The organism is Thalassobacter sp. (assembly GCF_982993085.1).
This window is the reverse complement of sequence record NZ_CEZFMW010000068.1, coordinates 1-18,644: the sequence shown is the minus strand read 5'-3', so window position 1 is coordinate 18,644 and position 18,644 is coordinate 1. Positions and strand designations below refer to the sequence as shown.

18 protein-coding genes are annotated in these 18,644 nt (G+C 58.7%); 9 read left to right on the top strand and 9 right to left on the bottom strand.

The features are described 5' to 3' along the window. Positions 1–215 precede the first annotated feature (215 nt). Complete coding sequence (locus AC4GMC_RS11505; RefSeq protein WP_487879434.1) at positions 216–1,208, bottom strand: helix-turn-helix transcriptional regulator; 993 nt, start codon at positions 1,206–1,208, stop codon at positions 216–218. A 237-nt stretch (positions 1,209–1,445) separates the two neighbouring features. Between AC4GMC_RS11505 and AC4GMC_RS11500 the strand changes: the two genes are divergently transcribed. Further along, positions 1,446–2,042: a hypothetical protein gene (locus AC4GMC_RS11500; RefSeq protein WP_487876615.1), complete on the top strand. Its 597-nt coding sequence runs from the start codon at positions 1,446–1,448 to the stop codon at positions 2,040–2,042. Between the two features lie 12 nt (positions 2,043–2,054). Here the strand turns inward: AC4GMC_RS11500 and AC4GMC_RS11495 are convergent, their stop codons facing one another. Continuing rightward, a complete protein-coding gene (locus AC4GMC_RS11495; protein ID WP_487876614.1) occupies positions 2,055–3,320 on the bottom strand; it encodes a tyrosine-type recombinase/integrase in 1,266 nt (421 codons plus the stop codon). Positions 3,321–3,911: 591 nt separating this feature from the next. Between AC4GMC_RS11495 and AC4GMC_RS11490 the strand changes: the two genes are divergently transcribed. From AC4GMC_RS11490 to AC4GMC_RS11470, 5 genes are read left to right on the top strand one after another with little or no spacing between them, the layout of a single operon-like run. After that, a complete protein-coding gene (locus tag AC4GMC_RS11490; protein ID WP_087210223.1) occupies positions 3,912–4,160 on the top strand; it encodes a MerR family transcriptional regulator in 249 nt (82 codons plus the stop codon). Then, entirely contained in the window at positions 4,157–4,420 is a 264-nt protein-coding gene (locus tag AC4GMC_RS11485; protein WP_487876613.1) for a hypothetical protein, read from the top strand. Before AC4GMC_RS11490 ends, AC4GMC_RS11485 begins: the two co-directional genes overlap by 4 nt. Continuing rightward, complete coding sequence (locus tag AC4GMC_RS11480; protein ID WP_087210229.1) at positions 4,417–4,812, top strand: VRR-NUC domain-containing protein; 396 nt, start codon at positions 4,417–4,419, stop codon at positions 4,810–4,812. The genes AC4GMC_RS11485 and AC4GMC_RS11480 overlap by 4 nt, the downstream gene beginning before the upstream one ends. Further along, entirely contained in the window at positions 4,809–5,843 is a 1,035-nt protein-coding gene (locus tag AC4GMC_RS11475; protein ID WP_487876612.1) for a helix-turn-helix domain-containing protein, read from the top strand. The genes AC4GMC_RS11480 and AC4GMC_RS11475 overlap by 4 nt, the downstream gene beginning before the upstream one ends. Beyond that, positions 5,840–6,541: a hypothetical protein gene (locus AC4GMC_RS11470; RefSeq protein ID WP_487876611.1), complete on the top strand. Its 702-nt coding sequence runs from the start codon at positions 5,840–5,842 to the stop codon at positions 6,539–6,541. The genes AC4GMC_RS11475 and AC4GMC_RS11470 overlap by 4 nt, the downstream gene beginning before the upstream one ends. Positions 6,542–6,734: 193 nt before the next feature. Here the strand turns inward: AC4GMC_RS11470 and AC4GMC_RS11465 are convergent, their stop codons facing one another. The 6 genes from AC4GMC_RS11465 to AC4GMC_RS11440 form a co-directional block, all read right to left on the bottom strand. Further along, positions 6,735–8,030 carry a CapA family protein gene (locus AC4GMC_RS11465; protein WP_487876610.1) on the bottom strand — a complete coding sequence of 432 codons (1,296 nt, stop codon included), beginning with the start codon at positions 8,028–8,030 and terminating at the stop codon, positions 6,735–6,737. Then, positions 8,027–9,211 (bottom strand): succinyl-diaminopimelate desuccinylase, encoded by a 1,185-nt coding sequence (gene dapE, locus AC4GMC_RS11460; protein WP_487876609.1) that lies wholly within the window; start codon positions 9,209–9,211, stop codon positions 8,027–8,029. Before dapE ends, AC4GMC_RS11465 begins: the two co-directional genes overlap by 4 nt. Next, positions 9,208–11,220: an ABC transporter ATP-binding protein gene (locus tag AC4GMC_RS11455; RefSeq protein ID WP_487876608.1), complete on the bottom strand. Its 2,013-nt coding sequence runs from the start codon at positions 11,218–11,220 to the stop codon at positions 9,208–9,210. Before AC4GMC_RS11455 ends, dapE begins: the two co-directional genes overlap by 4 nt. An 11-nt stretch (positions 11,221–11,231) precedes the next feature. Next, complete coding sequence (locus tag AC4GMC_RS11450; RefSeq protein ID WP_487876607.1) at positions 11,232–12,140, bottom strand: ABC transporter permease; 909 nt, start codon at positions 12,138–12,140, stop codon at positions 11,232–11,234. Positions 12,141–12,145: 5 nt separating this feature from the next. Then, positions 12,146–13,063, bottom strand: coding sequence for an ABC transporter permease (locus AC4GMC_RS11445; RefSeq protein ID WP_487876606.1), 918 nt, complete (start codon positions 13,061–13,063; stop codon positions 12,146–12,148). Between the two features lie 69 nt (positions 13,064–13,132). Next, positions 13,133–14,650: an ABC transporter substrate-binding protein gene (locus AC4GMC_RS11440; RefSeq protein WP_487876605.1), complete on the bottom strand. Its 1,518-nt coding sequence runs from the start codon at positions 14,648–14,650 to the stop codon at positions 13,133–13,135. Between the two features lie 66 nt (positions 14,651–14,716). On the opposite strand from AC4GMC_RS11440, the gene AC4GMC_RS11435 reads away from it, so the two are divergent. The 3 genes from AC4GMC_RS11435 (at position 14,717) to AC4GMC_RS11425 (ending at position 17,950) form a co-directional block, all read left to right on the top strand. Continuing rightward, a complete protein-coding gene (locus AC4GMC_RS11435; RefSeq protein WP_487876604.1) occupies positions 14,717–15,688 on the top strand; it encodes a LysR family transcriptional regulator in 972 nt (323 codons plus the stop codon). Between the two features lie 799 nt (positions 15,689–16,487). After that, on the top strand, positions 16,488–17,750 hold the full coding sequence (locus AC4GMC_RS11430) for a site-specific DNA-methyltransferase (protein WP_487876603.1): 1,263 nt from the start codon (positions 16,488–16,490) through the stop codon (positions 17,748–17,750). After that, positions 17,750–17,950: a DUF7220 family protein gene (locus AC4GMC_RS11425; protein WP_487876602.1), complete on the top strand. Its 201-nt coding sequence runs from the start codon at positions 17,750–17,752 to the stop codon at positions 17,948–17,950. Before AC4GMC_RS11430 ends, AC4GMC_RS11425 begins: the two co-directional genes overlap by 1 nt. A 15-nt stretch (positions 17,951–17,965) precedes the next feature. Here AC4GMC_RS11425 and AC4GMC_RS11420 read toward each other — a convergent pair whose 3' ends face one another. Continuing rightward, the gene (locus AC4GMC_RS11420; RefSeq protein ID WP_487876601.1) at positions 17,966–18,535 is read right to left on the bottom strand and encodes a DUF3489 domain-containing protein; all 570 of its coding nucleotides are present in this window, start codon (positions 18,533–18,535) and stop codon (positions 17,966–17,968) included. Positions 18,536–18,644 lie beyond the last annotated feature (109 nt).

Here is an 18,644-nt window from a genome sequence, read left to right as displayed (position 1 = left end):
GAATGTCCTGATGTCCAAATCATCAATCCTTTCTAGTGTTTTTCAATTGGTTGGGATGGGGTTATAAAATCAACTCCATTCTCAAAGTCGCATCGACCATTCGCAAGGCAGTTGATTGATAAAAGCACTCTTTCACTGTTACTTTAGCAATTTTTCGAGAACTTCCAATTCCCGCCGAAGCGGCGCAAGCGCGGCGCTCGCACTCGTCCTGCAGTTCACGGCAACACTTGGATCGGCACATTTCGGTATCCTGCCACCATCTCACGCAACGCTAGCGGCTCAACCACCTCGACCTCTGCACCCCATTTCGCGAGATGCCAGGCCATCTCAACCAGCCCGCTAGCCTCAAAGCTGACCAGTAGCCCGCCATCCTCCAGCTCGGTCATTTCCTGCTTGGGGTGAAACTCAAACTCCCGGGCCGTCGGCGCGGCGGCCGGGCTGAACCGCCACACGACCCGGTTGAACTCGTCGTCTGAGTGAAACGAGCCGAATGACCGCGCCGCGTAAGCCTCAAGATCGAACTCCCTGTCCTTTTCGAACCAGTCGTTGGTGATCTCGGCTTTTTCGATGCGATCCATGCGAAAGCGGCGGAGATTGTGATCCTTGGCCGTATCACGCGCAATCAAGTAATGCCGCGTGCCGAGCAGGATCCCATAGGGCTCGATCACGCGCTTGCGCGGCTTGGCATCCTGCGCACCCTGGTATCGGATGATGAGCCGGAACGGCCCTCTGAGGGCGGCCGAAACGACGTTAAGCACAGCCGGAGAGGTTTTGACCTTTGGGCCTGGGCGGCAGGCATAGCCTTTGGCCTCGAGGATCGCCTCCGCATCCACCTCCATGCTTCGGGCCTGCGTTGACGGCAAGGTTGCCACCAAGCGGTCCCGCAGGGACCGAAGCGCATCCACCTCCATATCCGCACCCTCCCGCTCAGCCCGCGTGATGCTGGCCTCGAGCGCGACGAGTTCGCGGCGGTAGAGCCCTTGCATACCGAGCATGCTGGTGTCGCGCAGCTTCCACCGTCGCCGCCGCTCGTTGTCCGTCTGGTGGGAGATACTTGGGAAGACATCTTTCAAGGCAGCAATCATCCGCTGGGCGGTCCGCTCGTTCACGCTGAACGCTTCGGCGACCTCCTTTACCGTGATGCCACCGTGCCGGCTGGCAGACATGCCAGCGAGCTTCAACAGGTCTTGTGCCTTTTGGAACGACATGGCGCCTATCCCCGACAGTTCTTGACGTAGTGCCTGGGTTATAACCCAAGAGAGGACGATTCGTCCTAAGGATGCCGATCGATTGGAGAATTTGGCAGTCGCCGCATGAGCGTGAGTGCGGGGGTTTAGCTTCATGCGGCCTGCACCCTGGAGTTTCTGCCTCGCTGCCGATTGGGCGGCTTCTGCCACGCGCGAGGCCGTCCGCTGTCTTACCTCGACATCAGAACTGGAGCCCGCATGGCATTACCTCAAAGAGCATTCTTCACCCTGCATGAAACCGCGTCCCGATGGGGCTGCACCATTGCCGACATTGGCGGCTGGGCCACCGAGGGCAAGCTGGACATCGTGACAGGGATTTCTCTCGCAATCTTCGGCGACGAGAAGGTCTCAGGTAAGATTACGATCTCGCCGATGGATATGCTGCCCCTCTTTCGCCGCGCGGGCACCGGCCCCACGGTCATCAAGCTACAGCGGATCAAGCCCGAGCATTCCGACGAGTGGTGCTATGTGACCGAACCCGCGGATGGGGTCGAAGTATCCATTGCGGACCTTTTGATCACCGGTCAGGACGTGCTGAGGTTCGAAGACGAATATGACCTGCTGCGCCGCATCGGCGGCGGCACGGGCGCGCTCTCGCCCTATGACTGGGAGGGCATGTATGTGGCGCTTCTGAAGCGCGTCCACGAACATGGCATCCCCGAAACCCAGGCAGAACTGATCGGCGATCTTCAAGACTGGTTCGCTGATGCGGCCGAGAACGGAGAAATCCCCGACGAGAGCACCATTCGGCGGCGCCTGCGGCCCTTCTGGCGCGCGCTCCGCGGCGAGAAGTAAGCGGCTCCGATTTCAGGCCCGCTTGGCGGCTTGCTCGGCATCCGCATCATGCACAATCTTCGGCCGTGGCCGGAACATGCCGGCCACCGCGTCGACACCCGCGCGCAGGGGCGAGTCCATCAAATGCGCATAGCGCAGGGTCGTCTGCATTTGACTGTGACCCAGCAACTTCCCGATCATTTCCAAAGATGCGCCCCCGCTGACCAAGAGCGAGGCGAATGTATGGCGCAGATCATGAATGCGTACATCCGGTAGGTCTGCCTCGCGCTGCACCTTCACCCAAAACCGGCGGATTTCCTTGACGGGCTGTCCCGGCACATCGCCCGGGAAAAGCCACGGGTTGCCCTTGGGTACCACAAGCGCCCGCTGGCGCACGATCGCCGCGACATCCGCCGAGATCGGCACCCGGTGGATCTTGCGCTGCTTGGTGGTCGCCGCGGGCTTCGACCAAATCCCCAGCTCCAGATTGAATTGCTCGAACTGCGCCTGGCGCACCTCGCCCACCCGCGCCCCAGTCAGCATGCAGATGCGTATAATGCCGGCGGCGCGTTGATCCTCGGCCGCATCCAGCACTTCGGCCAATCGGCCGATTTCTTCATGGGAGAGGAACCGTTCGCGCGCTGTCTCGACACGTTTCTTGAAGCCAGCGGCCGGATTGTCCGTGCGCCAGCCCCACTGGATGGCAAGGTTGAACATTTTGCGCAGCACTTCGCCGACGCGGTTGGCGCGGACGGGCGTGGGCTTGCGCCCCTGCAGCTTGCGCGCACGATTGTTGGGCTTCGCCTTCGATGGCCGCGCCCTGCCCTCTGCAATCAGGTTCAAAAGCTTTGTCACATCATGTGGAGTGATCTCGGTCACCAGCTTGTTGCCCCAATGCGGTGCGACGAGCTTGGTCAGGAAGGATTTATGATCGGCCGCGCTCAAAGGCGTCAGCGTTGAGGCATGCTCGATCAAATACCGCTCGATCATGTCGTTGAAGCGAGGCGCCTCCCGTAGCGTATCGCGCTCCTCCATCGGATCTGTGCCCTCGTCAATCAGGCGGCGCAGTTCACGGGCCCGCTCCCGGGCCGCAGTGACGCTCCACTCAGGCCAACGCCCGATCGCCATGCGGCGCTGCCGTCCGGCAAAGCGGTAATCCATCACGAAGGACCGCTCGCCCGAGGGCATCACACGAATGGACAGCCCCCGTATCTCGGTATCGAAAACTTGATACGCCCGATCCTCTTCCGGGATCTGCTCGCGCACCGTTTTATCATTTAATCGCAACCGGTTGACCATGTTCATACCTCCTTGGTGCGCATGACACAGGCGTAGATGCGCAAGCTTATCAAGCGAAGCATGAGGTTCTGGGCGGCATATAGGCGGTGACCGGCGGTGATGCGCCAAAACCCTGCCGGTCATTGAAAACATGGCAGAAAATACCGGACGGCGTTCATCGCGCTGGGCGAATCTGCCCGCCAGCGGAGTATGTTTCGCGGCCTAAAGCGCGCGCCAGAGGGCTTCTCGCTCCCGGAACAAGGCCAGATTTTGTAAATTCCGTTTAAAATCAATGACCGGCAAGGGGCCGGACCCCTTGCCGGTTGGGCGAATATCTTTGAGCGCCCGTCAAACCCGCTGAAACACTGCGAAAACTTGTAAATTGGCCAGTTTTGAGTCGCTGCGACTCTCCATCGGTCAATTCGCGAAGGTTCTGCGCCGTCCTGTGCCGCAAACTCGACCGGCGCCAAAACCGTAAAACCTCAATGATATCAATAACCGGCAGCCATTTGGCGCATCACCGCCGGTCTCCGCCTTCCCGCCACCCTTTTCCGTCTGCGCTTCTGAAGCCCTGAACCCTGCCCGCGTCGGGCCAAACTCAGGAGAACCCAGATGCCAGACATTGGAACTGCCCCGCGATCCAGTAGCCCTCAGCGCCTGATGAGCGGTTGGATCAGCCGCCTCGACCTCGCCCTTGAGCTCGGGGTCACCGTTGAAACCCTGCACCGCTGGGAGAAGATCCGCTTCGGCCCGCCCTGCGTGCGTGCCGGTCGCAAGATCTATTATCGCCGAGATGCCGTGCAGGAATGGCTGATGCTGCAGGAAGCCCCTGCACCGCGTCGTGCGGGGTCACGCCGATGAGCCTCCCCCTTCCCTTTCGCAAGCCCAGCGCCCGGGACCGTGTCCGACAGGAGTGGATTGAGGAGCGCCGGCGCGAAGCGCGCATGGTGGTCGCCGATATGGTTCACCATTCCGACTATCTCGTTCGCCTCGCCTGTAATGTGTTGGTCCAGCATGGTGTAACCCCCGAAGAGCGCGAGGATGCCCGCATCCTTCTTGTCGTACTCGATGCCAAAACACCAGGGCGGCTGCCTGCGCCAGATCGGGAGGGCCGCTCATGAAGCGACGCGGAACACCCGAGGCAGATCTGCAGCGCGCTGTCGTAACCGCGCTGCGCTTTGCCCTCCCCAAGGGCTCGATCATTCATCACAGCGCCAACGAGGTGACAGAGGCAGGCCCGCGCGGGGCTAAGCGCCAGGCGATCTTGGTAGGCATGGGCGTCCATACCGGCTTTGCCGACCTGATCGTCCTCTGCGGTGGCCGCGTGCTGTTCCTCGAGCTGAAATCCCTCAAGGGGCGGCTGAGCCCAGCGCAGGAGGCGTTCAGGGACACCGTGCTGGCCCAGGGGTTCGGCTGGGCGCTGGTACGATCGCTTGATGACGCTCTAAGCGCCTTGGCGGATCATGGATTTACGACGCGCATCGCCTCTCCATCTGGGAGGGTCGCACCATGAGCCATGCTGCCACAAACTGGGCGATCCAACAGCGCGGGCTCAAGCCCACCACCAAAATCGTGCTTTGGCATCTCTGCGACCGGTTCAACCCGGACTTCGGCTGTTTTCCATCCCAGGAGCAGCTCGCCCATGATTGCGAGATCAGCCGATCAACGCTGAATGACCACCTGACGCTGCTCGAGAGTGCTGGGCTGATCCGCCGCGTACAGCGGCTGAATCCAGGCACCAAGCGACAGATGCCGACCCGCTACATCTTGGCCTTCGAGGCGGGCTTTACCCAAGATCGCGCGGTCCCGGGTCCGAAAACCGGACACGGCTTCGATGCGACCTACACAGGCGAAGCTGAGGATTCGGAAATCACAGCCATTTCTGAGGATAACTCTGTGGATAACCCGCACCTGTGTCCGAAATCCACACACGGAGCCGTGTCCGATTTTGACCCCGACCCGTGTCCGGAAAATGCCGATTCCCGTGTCCGAAATCCGGACAGTAACCTTGTAAGAGAACCAGTAAGTAAACCAGTAAAGGAGGAGGAGGACGCGCAAGCGCGCGAAATCGTCGATGAAGAGTTTTTCGGATCGCTGTTGGCAGCGCTGGGCTTTGACCTCGACGGCTCTCTCCCCGGCTGGTGGCAAGGCTGGCCACCTCGAGAGCATGTTCGGCGCTGGCAGACTGACCTCGGGCTGACCGAGGCGGAAATCCTCGAAACTGCTGAAAACTCCCGGCACGACCACCCTGAGCCGCCGGATGGCCCCAAGGCGCTGGACCGCCTCATGCAGCGCACTTGCCAGCGCAAGGCGCAGCTCAAAGCGGCTTCGGATGTCACAAAAGGCCAGAAAGGCAAAGCGCAGCGGGTAAAGGCAGCTTCAGGGCTTGCGCCCAGCATCGATGAGCTCGCAAGCTTCTATGCTGAACGGGTTAAGAGCGACGGCTACCTCCCACCCAGCATGATCAGCAAAACCATGTGCCAAGCCATGCTCGAACGTGGGCTGGTTACCGAAAAACAGCTTCAGGTGAGAGGGGTGCTATGAGCCAGTTTGATCGCAAATTGCACCGGCGCACCTTACCCTCACCTCGCAACGGCGGCCCTCAATCACGTCACGGACGCCCAAAGCGCGTGATGACCGTGCAGCAGGCGCTGGAATGGGCCTTCCGTACCGAATGCGCACAGCTGGAGCTGCCCGAACCGCCTGATCCAGAGCGTGAGCATGGCTATGGGTTCGGCCTCGAATACGTGCTCATGCAGCGGGCGGCGCTGGGCTGCAAAATTGACGGTGGACGCTACAAGCTCGGCGACTACACTCACGAGGATGCCGAGGTCATTGCTGCGACTGTTTCCGGAATGCCAGATAGCTTAGGCGGCAAGCGTATGGCCATTCGTGTTGCAGAGCTCGCACGCGCTGGGCTAACGCCGGACTGGATGCCAGGGGCGGTGCCGCGCTGTGTCCCCTTGGAGATGAAGCGCAATCGGCATGGGGATCATGCGACGACCGTGGTGGTTGGCGCCGAGAGAGTGCTGTCGCGGGGGAAGTGGCGGACGGTTGAGGTCAGGGCCTGCCCCGTGACGTTCTCGCCCTATCCGCAGCAGATAGAAGCTGCACGGCGCGACTATTTAGCATGGCGAATGGCGCTGCGCTGGGTGCGAGACGGGCTCCAAGTTGGGGGAATGCTGCGAGACATTGAGATTGTGGTAGGACTTCCGAAGGCGAATCCTTGGAACCGCGGGTGACTGTTGCAGTGGGCGCACGGCGGTCGTTCGCTGCGCCAAGCATAAACCATAACAGTGCGGACACATCGGTCATTGGGTCTCGACGCTTTGCTTATACAGCATTCGTTGCTCAAACGGTGTCTACACCGCTGCGGTGCAGCGCAGGTTACTAAGCCAGCTGAGCTGGCGGAGCCGAAATCAACGCATATCCTTGTCAGATCAAAGCTTTGGCAACGTCTTCTTGGATGGTCATGCGCGTCTGATACCTCTCAGAGAGCATCGCGTAGGCTTTCAGAATTTTGTCGGCCTCTTGTCCGCTTGCAAGCCGCGGTCGCCCCCGACGATGGCGCTTTTCACCCAGTCCCAGCGAAACCGGGTGGATCGTGATCTCTTCAAGAGTATCGCCCTCGAAGCGGCAGATCGGCACAACTGTTTGCCAATAGCGAACGTCCGACGGGAAGCCCTTTTGATCATCCTTCGTGCGCTGCTTGTAAAGTTTGGTCGGCGTCAGCTGGTCATCGGCGCGAAAACGATCATATGACTCGCCTGGAAGCTGGCGAACCATTTCGTTCTGTCCGATGAAATTGCCGAGGCTATAAAAGATAGGCTTGCCCTTGTAGAGTTCCATCCCGCGCAAAAGATGTGGGCCGTGTCCGACGACAATATCTGCACCAGCGTCAATTACGGCATGGGCAAACTCGACGATGAAATCGGCAGGCTCATCTTTTTCATTGGCGTGTTCATGAGCGTGAATGCTGACCATGGCGATGTCAGATGCCAGTTTCGTTTCTTCTACCCAACGGATGATCGCAGCAAGGTCTTTCGGATTGGGATGGCGGACGTGTCGAGTGCGCTCACCAACTCGAAAGTTCATACCGTTGAACGGGAATATCCCGTCAGGCGCTTCGAAGGCAAAGCCTGTGCCAATGCGAAACTGGCGAAATTTTTCCAGCCCCAGGCCCTCGGCCATCTGCTGAACTACGGCCATTTGATCAGGTGTCACTTCATATGTGCTATCGGGCCAAAGCGGATTGAGGCCGGGACGGCCCTGCATCGCATGGGTCTGGCGCGCTGCTTCTTGTCCTTTTGTGAAGGTTGACCCGCAGGCCACCATGCCAATTGTCGCTTTGGGGGTGGTAAAATAGGCGGTGCGGCGGGCCTCTTCGAGATGCCTGCCAGCACCAGCATGGCAGAGCCCGCGCCCGTCGAGCTGATCAAGCGCGTATTCTAGACCGGAAATGGAATAGTCGAGCGTATGGTTGGTGGCCGTTGAGAACATACCAAAGCCAGCCTCGGTCAACTCATCCAGCACCCAGGACGGCGCGCCGAAATGTGAGCCGCCGCTGTCAAAGGCTGGATCGCCGTGAAAGTCATTGGGCAAGACTTCAAGGTTGGTGAACGCCGCGTCACAACCCCGGATCAGATCGAACAGGGGTTTGATTTCTGCATCTGTGGTGCTGAGGAGACGGCGTTGCAGAATACTGTCTCCGGTCAGGGCCAATGTGGTCATGATGCGCCTCCGTTGAAGTATTCATGCAGGATGCGGGTATAAATCGACTTGAGTGTGTTGATTTCCGCGACCGACACACGCTCATCGACCATATGCATAGTCTCTCCGGTCAAACCAGCTTCCACGACCGGGCAATGGGATACAAGGTGACGCGCGTCCGAGATGCCCCCCGTGGTTGTCAGTTGTGCGGCGCGACCAGTTTCTGCCTGCACCGCCCTCTGGACCATTTCGGAAAATTTACCCGGCGGAGAAAAGAAACACTCGCCCGACACATGGTGGTCACTCGTGATCGTAACGCCGTGCTCATCGGCAACCCGTGCAACGCGCTCCGCCACCCAATCGAGGATCATGTCCGACGTCCAGTTGTCATTGAAACGGATATTAACCGTCGCCTTGCAAGCCCCGGGAATGATGTTGCGCGCAGGGTTACCCGTATCGACGGTGGTGATGGCCAGTGTGGACGGAGCAAAGTTCTGACTTCCTTCATCCAGGGTGCTGCCCTCGAAGACATGCAAAAGATCGACCAAAGCGGGCAAAGGGTTCACCGCTTTTTCCGGATAGCCTGTATGGCCCTGCACACCGGTCACAGTCAGGTAGACGGTCACTGCGCCGCGCCGGCCAATCTTGATGGCGTCGCCAATTGTCTTGACGCTCGTGGGCTCCCCCACAAGGAAGTGGTCGGCCTGTAGGCCCCTGGCTTCCATCCAGTCCACAATCGCCCGGGTGCCATCGGGCGAGCCAGTTTCCTCGGCTCCGGTGATCGCCAAAATCAACCGTCCGTCGGGAGGTGTGTTGGCTACAAACTCGATGGCAGCCCCGCAAAAGGCGGCGACGCTTGATTTCATATCAGTTGCACCGCGCCCGTAGAGCATGCCATCGCGAATTTCGGCACCAAATGGATCACAAGACCAATCATCGCGGTCCCCGATCGGAACCACATCGGTATGCCCGCTATAGCCAAAGGTCTGCCCATTGCGGCCATCTCCCCAAATCGCCACGAGGTTGGGAATGCCCTTCCGGTCAACACGGTGGCACTCAAAGCCATGCGCGCTGAGTAATCTATCCAGCAATTGCAACGCGCCACCTTCAGCAGGCGTCACCGTTTGACACTGCACAAGGTCCGCCGTCAGTTTGACCGGATCAACCCTTGTCTCGATCACAGGTGCAGATAGCGGTCTCATGTCATTTCCCTTTCAAGCATGTGACATGCGCTCTGATGTGTCGTTGAGAGGCTTTCCAACACGGGCGCTTTTGCCTTGCAGATGTCTGAGGCAAATTCACAGCGCGGGTGGAAGGTGCAGCCTGAGGGCGGGTTGATCGGGTTGGGATAGGCTGTGCCCAGATCGACGCTTGGCACGCCAGCACCTGGCTCAGGGGTCAGCACGGATTTCAGCAGTGCTTTCGTGTAGGGGTGGCGTGGGTTGGAGAACAGCGTATGCGTGTCCGCCACTTCAACGACACGGCCCAAATACATCACCACGACGCGAGTCGCGATATGTTCGACCACCGCCATGTCATGAGTGATAAGCAGATAGGTCAGGCCCATCTCAGCGCGCAATTCCAGAAGCAAGTTCAGGATTTGCGCCTGAACCGACACATCCAGCGCAGAGGTGGGTTCGTCACACACCACGATTTCAGGATTGAGGATCAGGGCACGAGCAATCGCCACGCGCTGGCGCTGACCGCCTGAAAGCTGGTTGGGATAGTTGTGATAGAAGCTGCGCGGCAGCCCTACGCGTTCCATAATCGTGTCGACCCTGGCGCGTTGTTCCGCCAGGCTGCCGACACCATGCAGATGCAAGGGGCGGCGGATGATTTCCCCAATGGTGCGGCGCGGGTTCAGCGAGGAATAGGGATCCTGAAAGATCGATTGAAGCTTGCGGGAGCGTTCCATGTCAGACAGCCCCGCGATGTCCTGCCCACCTAGCATGATCTTGCCTGCCGTGGGTTCTTGCAGTCCCAGCAGCATCCGCGCCAGCGTGGACTTGCCGCAGCCGGATTCCCCGACTACGGCGACGACTTCGCCCTTGCGTATATCGAGCGAGATTTCGTCCACCGCACGCAGCGGTCTGGCGGCAGAAAACATCCCTTGCTTGACGTGGAAGGTGCAGCCAGCCTCTACAGCCTGCAACACCGGCGGCGCGTCCATATTGATGCCCTTGCCATAGCTTCCATCGCCAGCCTCGCGGGCCGCAATGCTGGAGGTACCGTCGCGCAACTGCGCGGACGTCAGAACGCAGCGATACGCTTGCCCGCTGCCTGCATCCTGCAGAACAACCGGCCCCTGATGACAAGCGTCGTGCACGCGCAGGCAGCGATTGGCAAAACGGCAGCCTTTGAACCGTGTCTTGAGCGAGGGCACCAAACCGGGGATCGATCCCAGCGCGCCGCCCGGTTCGATCTGGCCGGGTACGGGGATGCTTTCGAGCAGGCCTTGGGTATAGGGATGCACCGGCGCGCGCAGTACATCCGACACTGGCCCGGTTTCAATCACCTGTCCCGCGTACATCACCGCGATCTTGTCAGACACACGCGCCACAACGCCCATGTCATGGCTGATAATGATCAGCGCGATGTTAAGTTCTTTTTGCAGGTCTTTGAGCAAGTTCAAGATTTGCGCCTGAATAGTGACATCCAGCGCCGTTGTTGGCTCATCCGCGATGATCAACTCGGGGTCGTTCATCAACATCATCGCGATCATCACACGCTGGCGCAGCCCGCCCGACAATTGGTGCGGATATTGCGACAATCGGCTCTCCGCGGCAGTGATCCCTACCTTCTCCAGAAGGTCCACGGCCCGGGCGCGGGCTTGCGCCCCTGACACCCCCTTGTGGAGTTGCATCAGTTCGGTCATTTGCCGCCCGATCGTGTAGACTGGGTTCAGTGAAGTCATCGGCTCTTGAAAGATCATCGCGATCTTGTTGCCCCGCAGTCGCGCCATCTCGTCTTCGGACGCGCTTAGCAGGTCGACATCGCCCAAACGCAGCGTGGTGGCGTTTGTTCGAGTGCCTCGTGGCAAGAGCCCCATGATCGCCATAGACGAGACCGACTTTCCTGATCCACTTTCGCCAACGATCCCCAGTGTTTCGCCTCGATCCACCGTAAAGGACACGTCCTGAACCGCGGTCATTTCGCCTTCGGCCAGCTTGAGCGTGACCGACATGTCCTTAACTTCCAGCAGGGCTGTCATGGTCTGTCTCCTCAGTTCCGGCTTTCAGGGGCGGTAATGTCGCGAATGCCGTCGCCCAGCAGGTTCACGGCGAGGACCAACAAGAAGAGCGCAGCGCCAGGGATCACGACAAGGTAGGGTTTGAAATACATCATGGTCTTGGCCTCGGCGATCATCAGGCCCCAGGACGCGGTCGGGGGTTGGACGCCCACGCCAAGGAAGGACAGCGAGGCCTCATGGATGATGACTACGGCCATCTCAAGCGAAAACACGACGATGATCTGGTTGAACAGGTTCGGCAGGATTTCATAGAACAGCACCTGCCGGTCATTGGAGCCAATGGACCGCGCGGCTGATACATATTCGAGCGAGCGGATCTGCCGGGTCAATGTGCGTGTGACAACCATGTAGTATTGCCAATGCAACACGCCCAGAACCACGATCAGAGTCGTAACCGAAGAGCCCACGAAAAACACCAGAGCCATAGCGAGCAGCAGTGACGGCAGCGCCAGTTGGCAGGTCAACAGGAACGAGGCCGCCTGATCGACGCGCCCGCCCAAGTAGCCCGCGACAAGGCCGATGGTGACACCAATGATGCATCCCAATGTTGCCGCGCCAAAGCCCACACCCATGGACACCCGCGCGCCATAAATCAGTCGGCTCAGATAGTCTCGGCCCAGATGGTCCGTGCCCAGAATGTGGCCCCATGAACCGCCCTCGGCCCAGACCGGCGGCAAAAGCCGCTTGGCGAGATCCTGAACATAGGGGTCATGCGGCGCAAAGAGCGGTGCGAAAATCGCGATCAGCGCGAAGGAGATGACGATGAAGGCCCCGAACTGAAACCCGAGATGGGATTTAGCCTTGCGGATCATCCGCTCTTTCGGCGTCAGGTCGATGATGTCGTCGGCCATGGCGGCCACTGCGTTGGCGGTCGTCTGCATTGGCTTCACTCCACGCGCATGCGCGGATCAAGCCACGCGTTCAGTATGTCGCCTAGGATCGATAGGATGATGAAGACGAGGGCGAAGAAAAAGACGAGCATTTGCACAGTCGGGATGTCGGCCCCAAGGATCGACTCATAAGCCAGTCGTCCCAGACCGTTGAGCGCAAAGACGCTTTCGGTGATGACCGAACCACCCAGCTTGTAACCGATCTGGATGGTGATCACGCTGACGATGGGCAAAAGCGCGTTGCGCAGCGCATGGCGAAACAGGATCTGGCGCGGCCGGAAGCCTTTCGCCCGTGCGGTGCGGATGTAGTCCGATCCCAGCACCTCGATCATACCTGTTCGCGTCAGGCGCAGCACTTGCGGCACGGCCGAAGTTCCAAGCACGAAACAGGGCAGCACGAAATGCATCCAAGTGCTGTCGCCCGAAACCGGGAAGATCGGGAAGGTTACCCCGAGCAGAATGATCAGGATCAGACCAAACCAAAAATTTGGAACTGCCTGCGCCGCAGTGCCAAAGCTGAGTGCGAAGCGATCAAGCCAACCGTTCGGCTTCAGCGCAGCAAGCACACCCAGCGTCAAGCCAAGCACGATGGTCACTGTCAGCGCGCCTGCGGCAAGGGTCAGCGTCACGGGGGCCCGGTCGATCAGCAGGTCGAACACCGGTTGTTTCCAATAGTAGCTGTCACCGAAATCACCGGTAACCAGCTGGCCCATCCATTCGAAGAACCGAACGTACAGCGGTCGATCAAAACCGTATTGGACACGGATCTGTTCGATGGCCTCTTGCGTGGCGTCTTCGCCTGCGACCATGGCTGCCGGATCAGCAGCAAGGTTGAGCATCAGGAAGGTGGCAAGCGACACGGTGAAGGCGACCGCCAGACCAAGGGCCAAGCGTTTGAGAATGAATTTCAGCATGGGACGGGCTCCTGTGGCAGGCAGAGTGGATCGGGCGCGGCTCGCGCGCGCCCGATCATTAGAGCGGGCTTACTTCCAGCTCATCTCGTTGAGACGCGGCAGACCGTCCAGCGGCGCGTCGAAGGTCACATCCACGCTGTGCACGTAGTTCTGCGAATACTGGAAGATCGGCAGAAGATAAGCCTCATCCGCAACCTTCTTAAGAGCCTTTTCGTAGAGCGCCGCGCGTTCGTCTTGATCCACGGTCTCCAGTGCCGCCTTGAACCAGCCCTGAACCTCAGCATCGTGATTCAAGTTGCGGTTCGACCCCTCAAGATAGTAGTTCGAGATCGCCCCCACATCCGGCGTGGCATAGAAGCCCCAAGCGTTCTGGAAGGCTTCAAGCTGGCCCTCCGCCCGCGACTTGGACAATGCCGACAACTTGACGTGGTTGATTTTGGCGGTCACGCCCACTTCAGCCAGATCAGCGGCCACCGCTTCCATAATTGGACGTTCGCGATAGGTAGTCAGCTCGAACTCGAACCCATCTGGATAGCCCGCTTCGGCCAGCAAGGCCTTGGCGCGTTCGGGATCGTAGTCGTATTCAGTCACATCGACGTCGCAGCCGAACATACCCAGGTTGCAAGTGGAGTGGATCACCTGGCCCGAGCCGCCGACAAGGAATTCCACGATCTCTTCGCGGTTCACCGCGTGGTTCAGCGCCTGCCGCACCAATTTGTTGGTCAGCGGACCTTCGGGGTCGGACACGCCAGCCGCATCCAGCACAAAGAAAGACACACGGGTCGAAACGCCGGTTGTGTGATCCACCATCGGCAGGTTGCCCAGATCCTTCGCTGTGTCGTCAGGTACATTGAACGACCAATTCACGCCGCCAGACAGCAGCTCTGCTGTTACAGTGCCCCAATCGGGGATCGGACGCACAACGATATTCTCAATCGATCCTGCTGCCTTTGGTCCGCCACTGTAGTAGCCGTCAAAACGCTCAAGCGTGACGCCTGCACCCATGTCGAAGCTGGCCACCTTGTAAGGACCAGTTCCATTGAAATTCTGCGTCAGAGCATCGGGGTTGCCGTCTGCATAGCTGCCAGCCTTGCGGGTCAGGACAAAAACAGCGATATCGCGCAGCATCAGCGGATACGGGTTCTTTGCTGTGATACGGACCGTGCGATCATCCGTGGCGACAGCACTTTCAAACCAACCGCGAATGAATGCACCACGTCGCGTCTTGGAATCTTTGTCTGCGATCCAGTCGAAGGAATAGACAATGTCTTCGACCGTCACGGGCGCGCCATCATGGAAAGTCAGCCCCTCGCGGAGGGTAAAGTCGATGGTGCGATCGTCGACCCAGGTATAGCTTTCGGCCAAGGCCCCTTCGTACTCCCCAGTCTCGAGGTTGATCTCAACCAGCTGGTCAGATGTCAGATACGAAAGGATAAGGTTCTCGCGCGACGTCGAGTATAGACCGTCGAGCGTTTGCACTTCTTTGTTAAATGCTGCGACCAACGTGTCGTTTGCCCGATCGGCATAGGCTGGCAGCGCGGTGGATAGTGCTAGCGCAGAGGCCAGCAGCATGGATTTGAACGACATTCATAGTCTCCCTGTTCGAGTACGAATGCCGAGACCCTAGAGAGGAAACTTGCATCATCCAAATGAATGTTTGATATTGCAATCATGCGCCAGATGAATATTCGTAGTATCGATTTAAACCTTCTGAAAGTCTTTTCGGCGCTGGCGCGAGAGCGTAGCGTCACCAAAGCGGCCGATGCCGTTGGATTGAGCCAACCCGCCGTGAGCCACGCCCTTCGCCGACTGCGAGATCTGATGAACGATGACCTGTTTGTTCGCGCGGCAGACGGGATGCAACCAACCGAGCGTTGCCGCGAGCTGGCTCCTGCCATCGAAGCCAGCCTTAAAATGCTTGAAGATGCTCTGATGGTGAAGGAAGTAAACGATCCAGCAAACTTGCAGGCCACCTATCGGCTTGGCATGAACGATTTGTTCTCGACACTTCTGGTGCCCGGTTTGATAGCTGCGGCATCTGACCAGGCCCCAAACGTATCTCTACGGTTCCTGCACACGCTTGAGATCAACAAGAGCCTGAGCGATGCCTATTCCGACCTTGATGCCGGGACCATAGACATGACGATCATTCAGGATTTCGACACACCTTCACGGTTCGACCGTGAGTTGCTAGGTGCCAGTGATTTCGTCTGTGCAGCCCGTACTTCACATCCAAGCTTCGGCCTCAAAGTGAGCTTGGAACAGTACACCCGATTTGGTCACATCATGTTCACGACTCTGGATGCCGAATATGGCCGGATTGACGAAGCCCTCGCAAAGAAGGGCATTCGACGGAATATTCAGCTGCGTGTCCCGCACTATTCCGCAGCCCTTAGCGCAACCGCGCAAACCGACCTTATCTACACGATGCCGCGCATCCTGGCGCCACATGCCCAGCAAGCGTTTGGTCTGCAAATCTCTGAGTTGCCTTTTGAGGCCCCTTTGCGGAAGATCTTTCAAGTGTGGCACAAGACCCGCACCAAGGAATTTGGGCACCAATGGCTGCGCTCTGTAGTTTCAGAGGCCGCCAACAAAGCTGGCATCCGCGCGGATGAAATCGCCTAACCGCTTATGAAAGGGTGCAAAAGGCCAACTCTATCGCAACTGCTGTTGGTGTGCTGACGCAATGACTTCTCGCAGAGCTCAATCAGCATCAAAGTGCGCGCCGCCACTTGCTGGCCATCATTTAAAATTTGACGGGCAAGGTCAGCGATAATCCCGCAACTTGTAGGTTGGGTCAGAACTTTTCGCTTTGTGGGTCACGAATGAACGGCTTGTCCGCTGCTTAGTAGCGCTATCTTCTATGCAACTGCGGAAATTCTTGCGCTGCGAGCACACGCAGCGAGAAAAGTCGATGGCCGGGTTGGGCTCTTTTAGGTCATTCGCCGCGATCTGCACTAAGGTCCAGAAGGGGTATCCCCCCTCCCATGGTTCCTCCCCGAGCATTTACGTATACGGGGGGGCTCAGCGCGCAAGTTTTCTAGCGACTTGGATTTTCACCGGGGAATCCACTTTGAAGCCACCCAAGATCGCAGATGAAGAAATACATCACAATAACAATAGCTTACGTGGTCCACACAGATGCCAAAGGTGGATTTTAGTATTTTAGTCAAGAATCCACCCAAGCCAGTTTTGGATCCACGGAATCCAGCTGGAAACCATTCGCGCCAAAATGTAACTCTGATTCACATTTCCCGTTGACAGTTCTAGCCCCCTTGACGTACCCCTTAATAATCGAAGAATTGCGCCCGGAGGATAACCCTTGCAGGCGCTTCTGTTTTCTTGACATCGCGATCGCTGACACGCCCCTATTTTAGGGTGCGTTCCAATATGCGTCGCCCTCATCTATTGAGCCCACTACCCCATGGATCTTGTTTTTGCGCCGCGCCAGATTGAGCTCTGGCCGCTCGAGAAGCTGCGTCCTTACGCTAAAAACGCGAAGATCCATGGCGATGCCCAAGTTGCGAAGATTGCAGCCAGTATGGCGAAGTTCGGCTGGACGGTGCCCTGCCTAGTGGCAGACGATGGCGAGCTGATCGCCGGCCACGGGCGCGTGCTGGCAGCGGGCGCGCTGGGCCTGACTGAAGCCCCTGTCATCCGGCTTGGTCATCTCGATGAAGCGGAACGGCGCGCCTACCGCATCGCCGATAACAAGCTGACCGAGCTCGGCGAATGGGATGAGGCGATGCTGCGCGACGAGATCGCAGGGCTCTTGGCGGAAGACTTTGACCTCGATCTGCTGGGCTTCTCGGATGAGGATTTGGATGCCCTTCTACAGGATCCAGGAACACTGGGCGAAGATAGCTCCGTTGACGGTGAGGATGATATTCCTGAGCCACCAGTCACGCCAGTGTCTGTGGCGGGTGATCTTTGGCAGCTTGGACCCCATCGACTGATTTGCGGGGATAGCACCAGCGCCGATGTGGTTGGACGGTTGCTCGGTACCGTAAAGCCGCTACTGATGGTAACTGACCCACCCTATGGCGTGGAATACGACCCGTCCTGGCGCAATCAAGCAGGAGCTGCAAAGACGAAGCGAACCGGTAAGGTGCTGAATGACGACCGCGCTGACTGGCGCGAGGCATGGTCGCTCTTCCCCGGCGACGTCGCCTATATCTGGCATGGCGCGCTGCATGCGGCGACTGTAGCCGACAGCCTGATCGCCGCGGGCTTCGCCATCCGTTCCCAGATCATCTGGGCAAAGGACAGGCTGGTACTGAGCCGTGGCGATTACCACTGGCAGCATGAGCCCTGCTGGTATGCGGTGCGCGCCAAGGGCAAAGGCCACTGGGCCGGCGATCGCAAACAAACCACGCTCTGGCAGATCGCCAACAAGGACCAGGATGCCGAGACCGTACACGGCACACAAAAACCGGTCGAATGCATGCGCCGCCCGATCTTAAATAACTCGAGCCCCGGCCAAGCAGTCTATGAGCCCTTCATGGGATCGGGCACCACGCTGATCGCAGCTGAGACCACCGGGCGTATTTGCTATGGCGTCGAGCTGAACCCGGTTTATGTCGATGTCGCTATCGAGCGCTGGCAAGCCTTCACGGGCGAGGAGGCAGTTCTGACTGACAGCAGGGAGAGTTTCTCAAGCCTCAAGTCCAAGCGGCTGGCGGCGTGATGCAGTCGCGACGCCAATCGCTGATCGAGGCGATCACCAATGTCGCGGTGGGCTATGCGCTGGCCATCATCACTCAGATCGTGATGTTCCCATGGTTTGGGCTGCAAGTCAGGCTTAGCGAGAACCTTGCCATTGGCTGTGTGTTCACCGGGATCTCGCTCCTGCGCAGCTACGCCCTTCGCCGGCTGTTGGCACGCTGAGGCTAAGTTTGCGGATCAGGCCGCGTCCAATTTGTAAACAGTGCCGCGCTCGGGGTGTTTCTCAGACGTGATTGGCAGGCCCAGCTTCTTTTTGAGCGCGCCAGAAATTGCACCTCTGGCTGTATGGGGCTGCCAGTCGAGTTCTTTGACGATCTCAGTGATGGAGGCACCTTCCGGGCGTTGCAGCATTTCGATCAACAGGGCCTGCTTGGTACCTTGCCAGATAGAGACCAGCTTGGGGCCTGCGCTTGCGTCTGCGGACACTTCTGTAGATTTAGCCGCCGGTCGAGCCTTGCGGATATTACTGACAGTGCTCGCGACAATCGGGGCAATGCCGATGGCATCAAGTCCGGCCTCAGTTGCAATCAAGGTCGTGCCATGACCATCGCCGGTCTCACGCCAGAGCGGTTCATGACGCCGGAGATTGGCATCGACCTCCTCAAGCCAGCCGCGCTCAATCATTTTGCTCACGGTCATCTTGGCCGCAGCACCTGCCAGCCCCTTGGGCAGTGGCATTGCCAAATTGCCAGGGCGGGATGCGGCACGTGTGAGGATAATGGTTTGCGTGTAGGTAAGCTTCGGCATCAGTGCCTCCATATTTTGGGTGTTGCTGTGTGCCGTTATTCGGCGGTGTCCATCGCTGCGTGTTTCGCGGGATGGTGGGCACAGATTTCATCTGATCGTGGGCAGTGAT

Excerpts from the sequence above, each read along its gene's own strand:
- AC4GMC_RS11505 (WP_487879434.1), bottom strand. The coding sequence starts at position 1,208 with ATGTCGTTCCAAAAGGCACAAGACCTGTTGAAGCTCGCTGGCATGTCT.
- AC4GMC_RS11450 (WP_487876607.1), bottom strand. The coding sequence starts at position 12,140 with ATGCAGACGACCGCCAACGCAGTGGCCGCCATGGCCGACGACATCATC.
- AC4GMC_RS11485 (WP_487876613.1), top strand. The coding sequence starts at position 4,157 with ATGAGCCTCCCCCTTCCCTTTCGCAAGCCCAGCGCCCGGGACCGTGTC.
- AC4GMC_RS11445 (WP_487876606.1), bottom strand. The coding sequence starts at position 13,063 with ATGCTGAAATTCATTCTCAAACGCTTGGCCCTTGGTCTGGCGGTCGCC.
- AC4GMC_RS11455 (WP_487876608.1), bottom strand. The coding sequence starts at position 11,220 with ATGACAGCCCTGCTGGAAGTTAAGGACATGTCGGTCACGCTCAAGCTG.
- AC4GMC_RS11465 (WP_487876610.1), bottom strand. The coding sequence starts at position 8,030 with ATGACCACATTGGCCCTGACCGGAGACAGTATTCTGCAACGCCGTCTC.
- AC4GMC_RS11480 (WP_087210229.1), top strand. The coding sequence starts at position 4,417 with ATGAAGCGACGCGGAACACCCGAGGCAGATCTGCAGCGCGCTGTCGTA.
- AC4GMC_RS11435 (WP_487876604.1), top strand. The coding sequence starts at position 14,717 with ATGTTTGATATTGCAATCATGCGCCAGATGAATATTCGTAGTATCGAT.
- AC4GMC_RS11495 (WP_487876614.1), bottom strand. The coding sequence starts at position 3,320 with ATGGTCAACCGGTTGCGATTAAATGATAAAACGGTGCGCGAGCAGATC.
- AC4GMC_RS11420 (WP_487876601.1), bottom strand. The coding sequence starts at position 18,535 with ATGCCGAAGCTTACCTACACGCAAACCATTATCCTCACACGTGCCGCA.
- AC4GMC_RS11490 (WP_087210223.1), top strand. The coding sequence starts at position 3,912 with ATGCCAGACATTGGAACTGCCCCGCGATCCAGTAGCCCTCAGCGCCTG.
- AC4GMC_RS11425 (WP_487876602.1), top strand. The coding sequence starts at position 17,750 with ATGCAGTCGCGACGCCAATCGCTGATCGAGGCGATCACCAATGTCGCG.
- AC4GMC_RS11475 (WP_487876612.1), top strand. The coding sequence starts at position 4,809 with ATGAGCCATGCTGCCACAAACTGGGCGATCCAACAGCGCGGGCTCAAG.
- dapE (WP_487876609.1), bottom strand. The coding sequence starts at position 9,211 with ATGAGACCGCTATCTGCACCTGTGATCGAGACAAGGGTTGATCCGGTC.
- AC4GMC_RS11440 (WP_487876605.1), bottom strand. The coding sequence starts at position 14,650 with ATGTCGTTCAAATCCATGCTGCTGGCCTCTGCGCTAGCACTATCCACC.
- AC4GMC_RS11430 (WP_487876603.1), top strand. The coding sequence starts at position 16,488 with ATGGATCTTGTTTTTGCGCCGCGCCAGATTGAGCTCTGGCCGCTCGAG.
- AC4GMC_RS11500 (WP_487876615.1), top strand. The coding sequence starts at position 1,446 with ATGGCATTACCTCAAAGAGCATTCTTCACCCTGCATGAAACCGCGTCC.
- AC4GMC_RS11470 (WP_487876611.1), top strand. The coding sequence starts at position 5,840 with ATGAGCCAGTTTGATCGCAAATTGCACCGGCGCACCTTACCCTCACCT.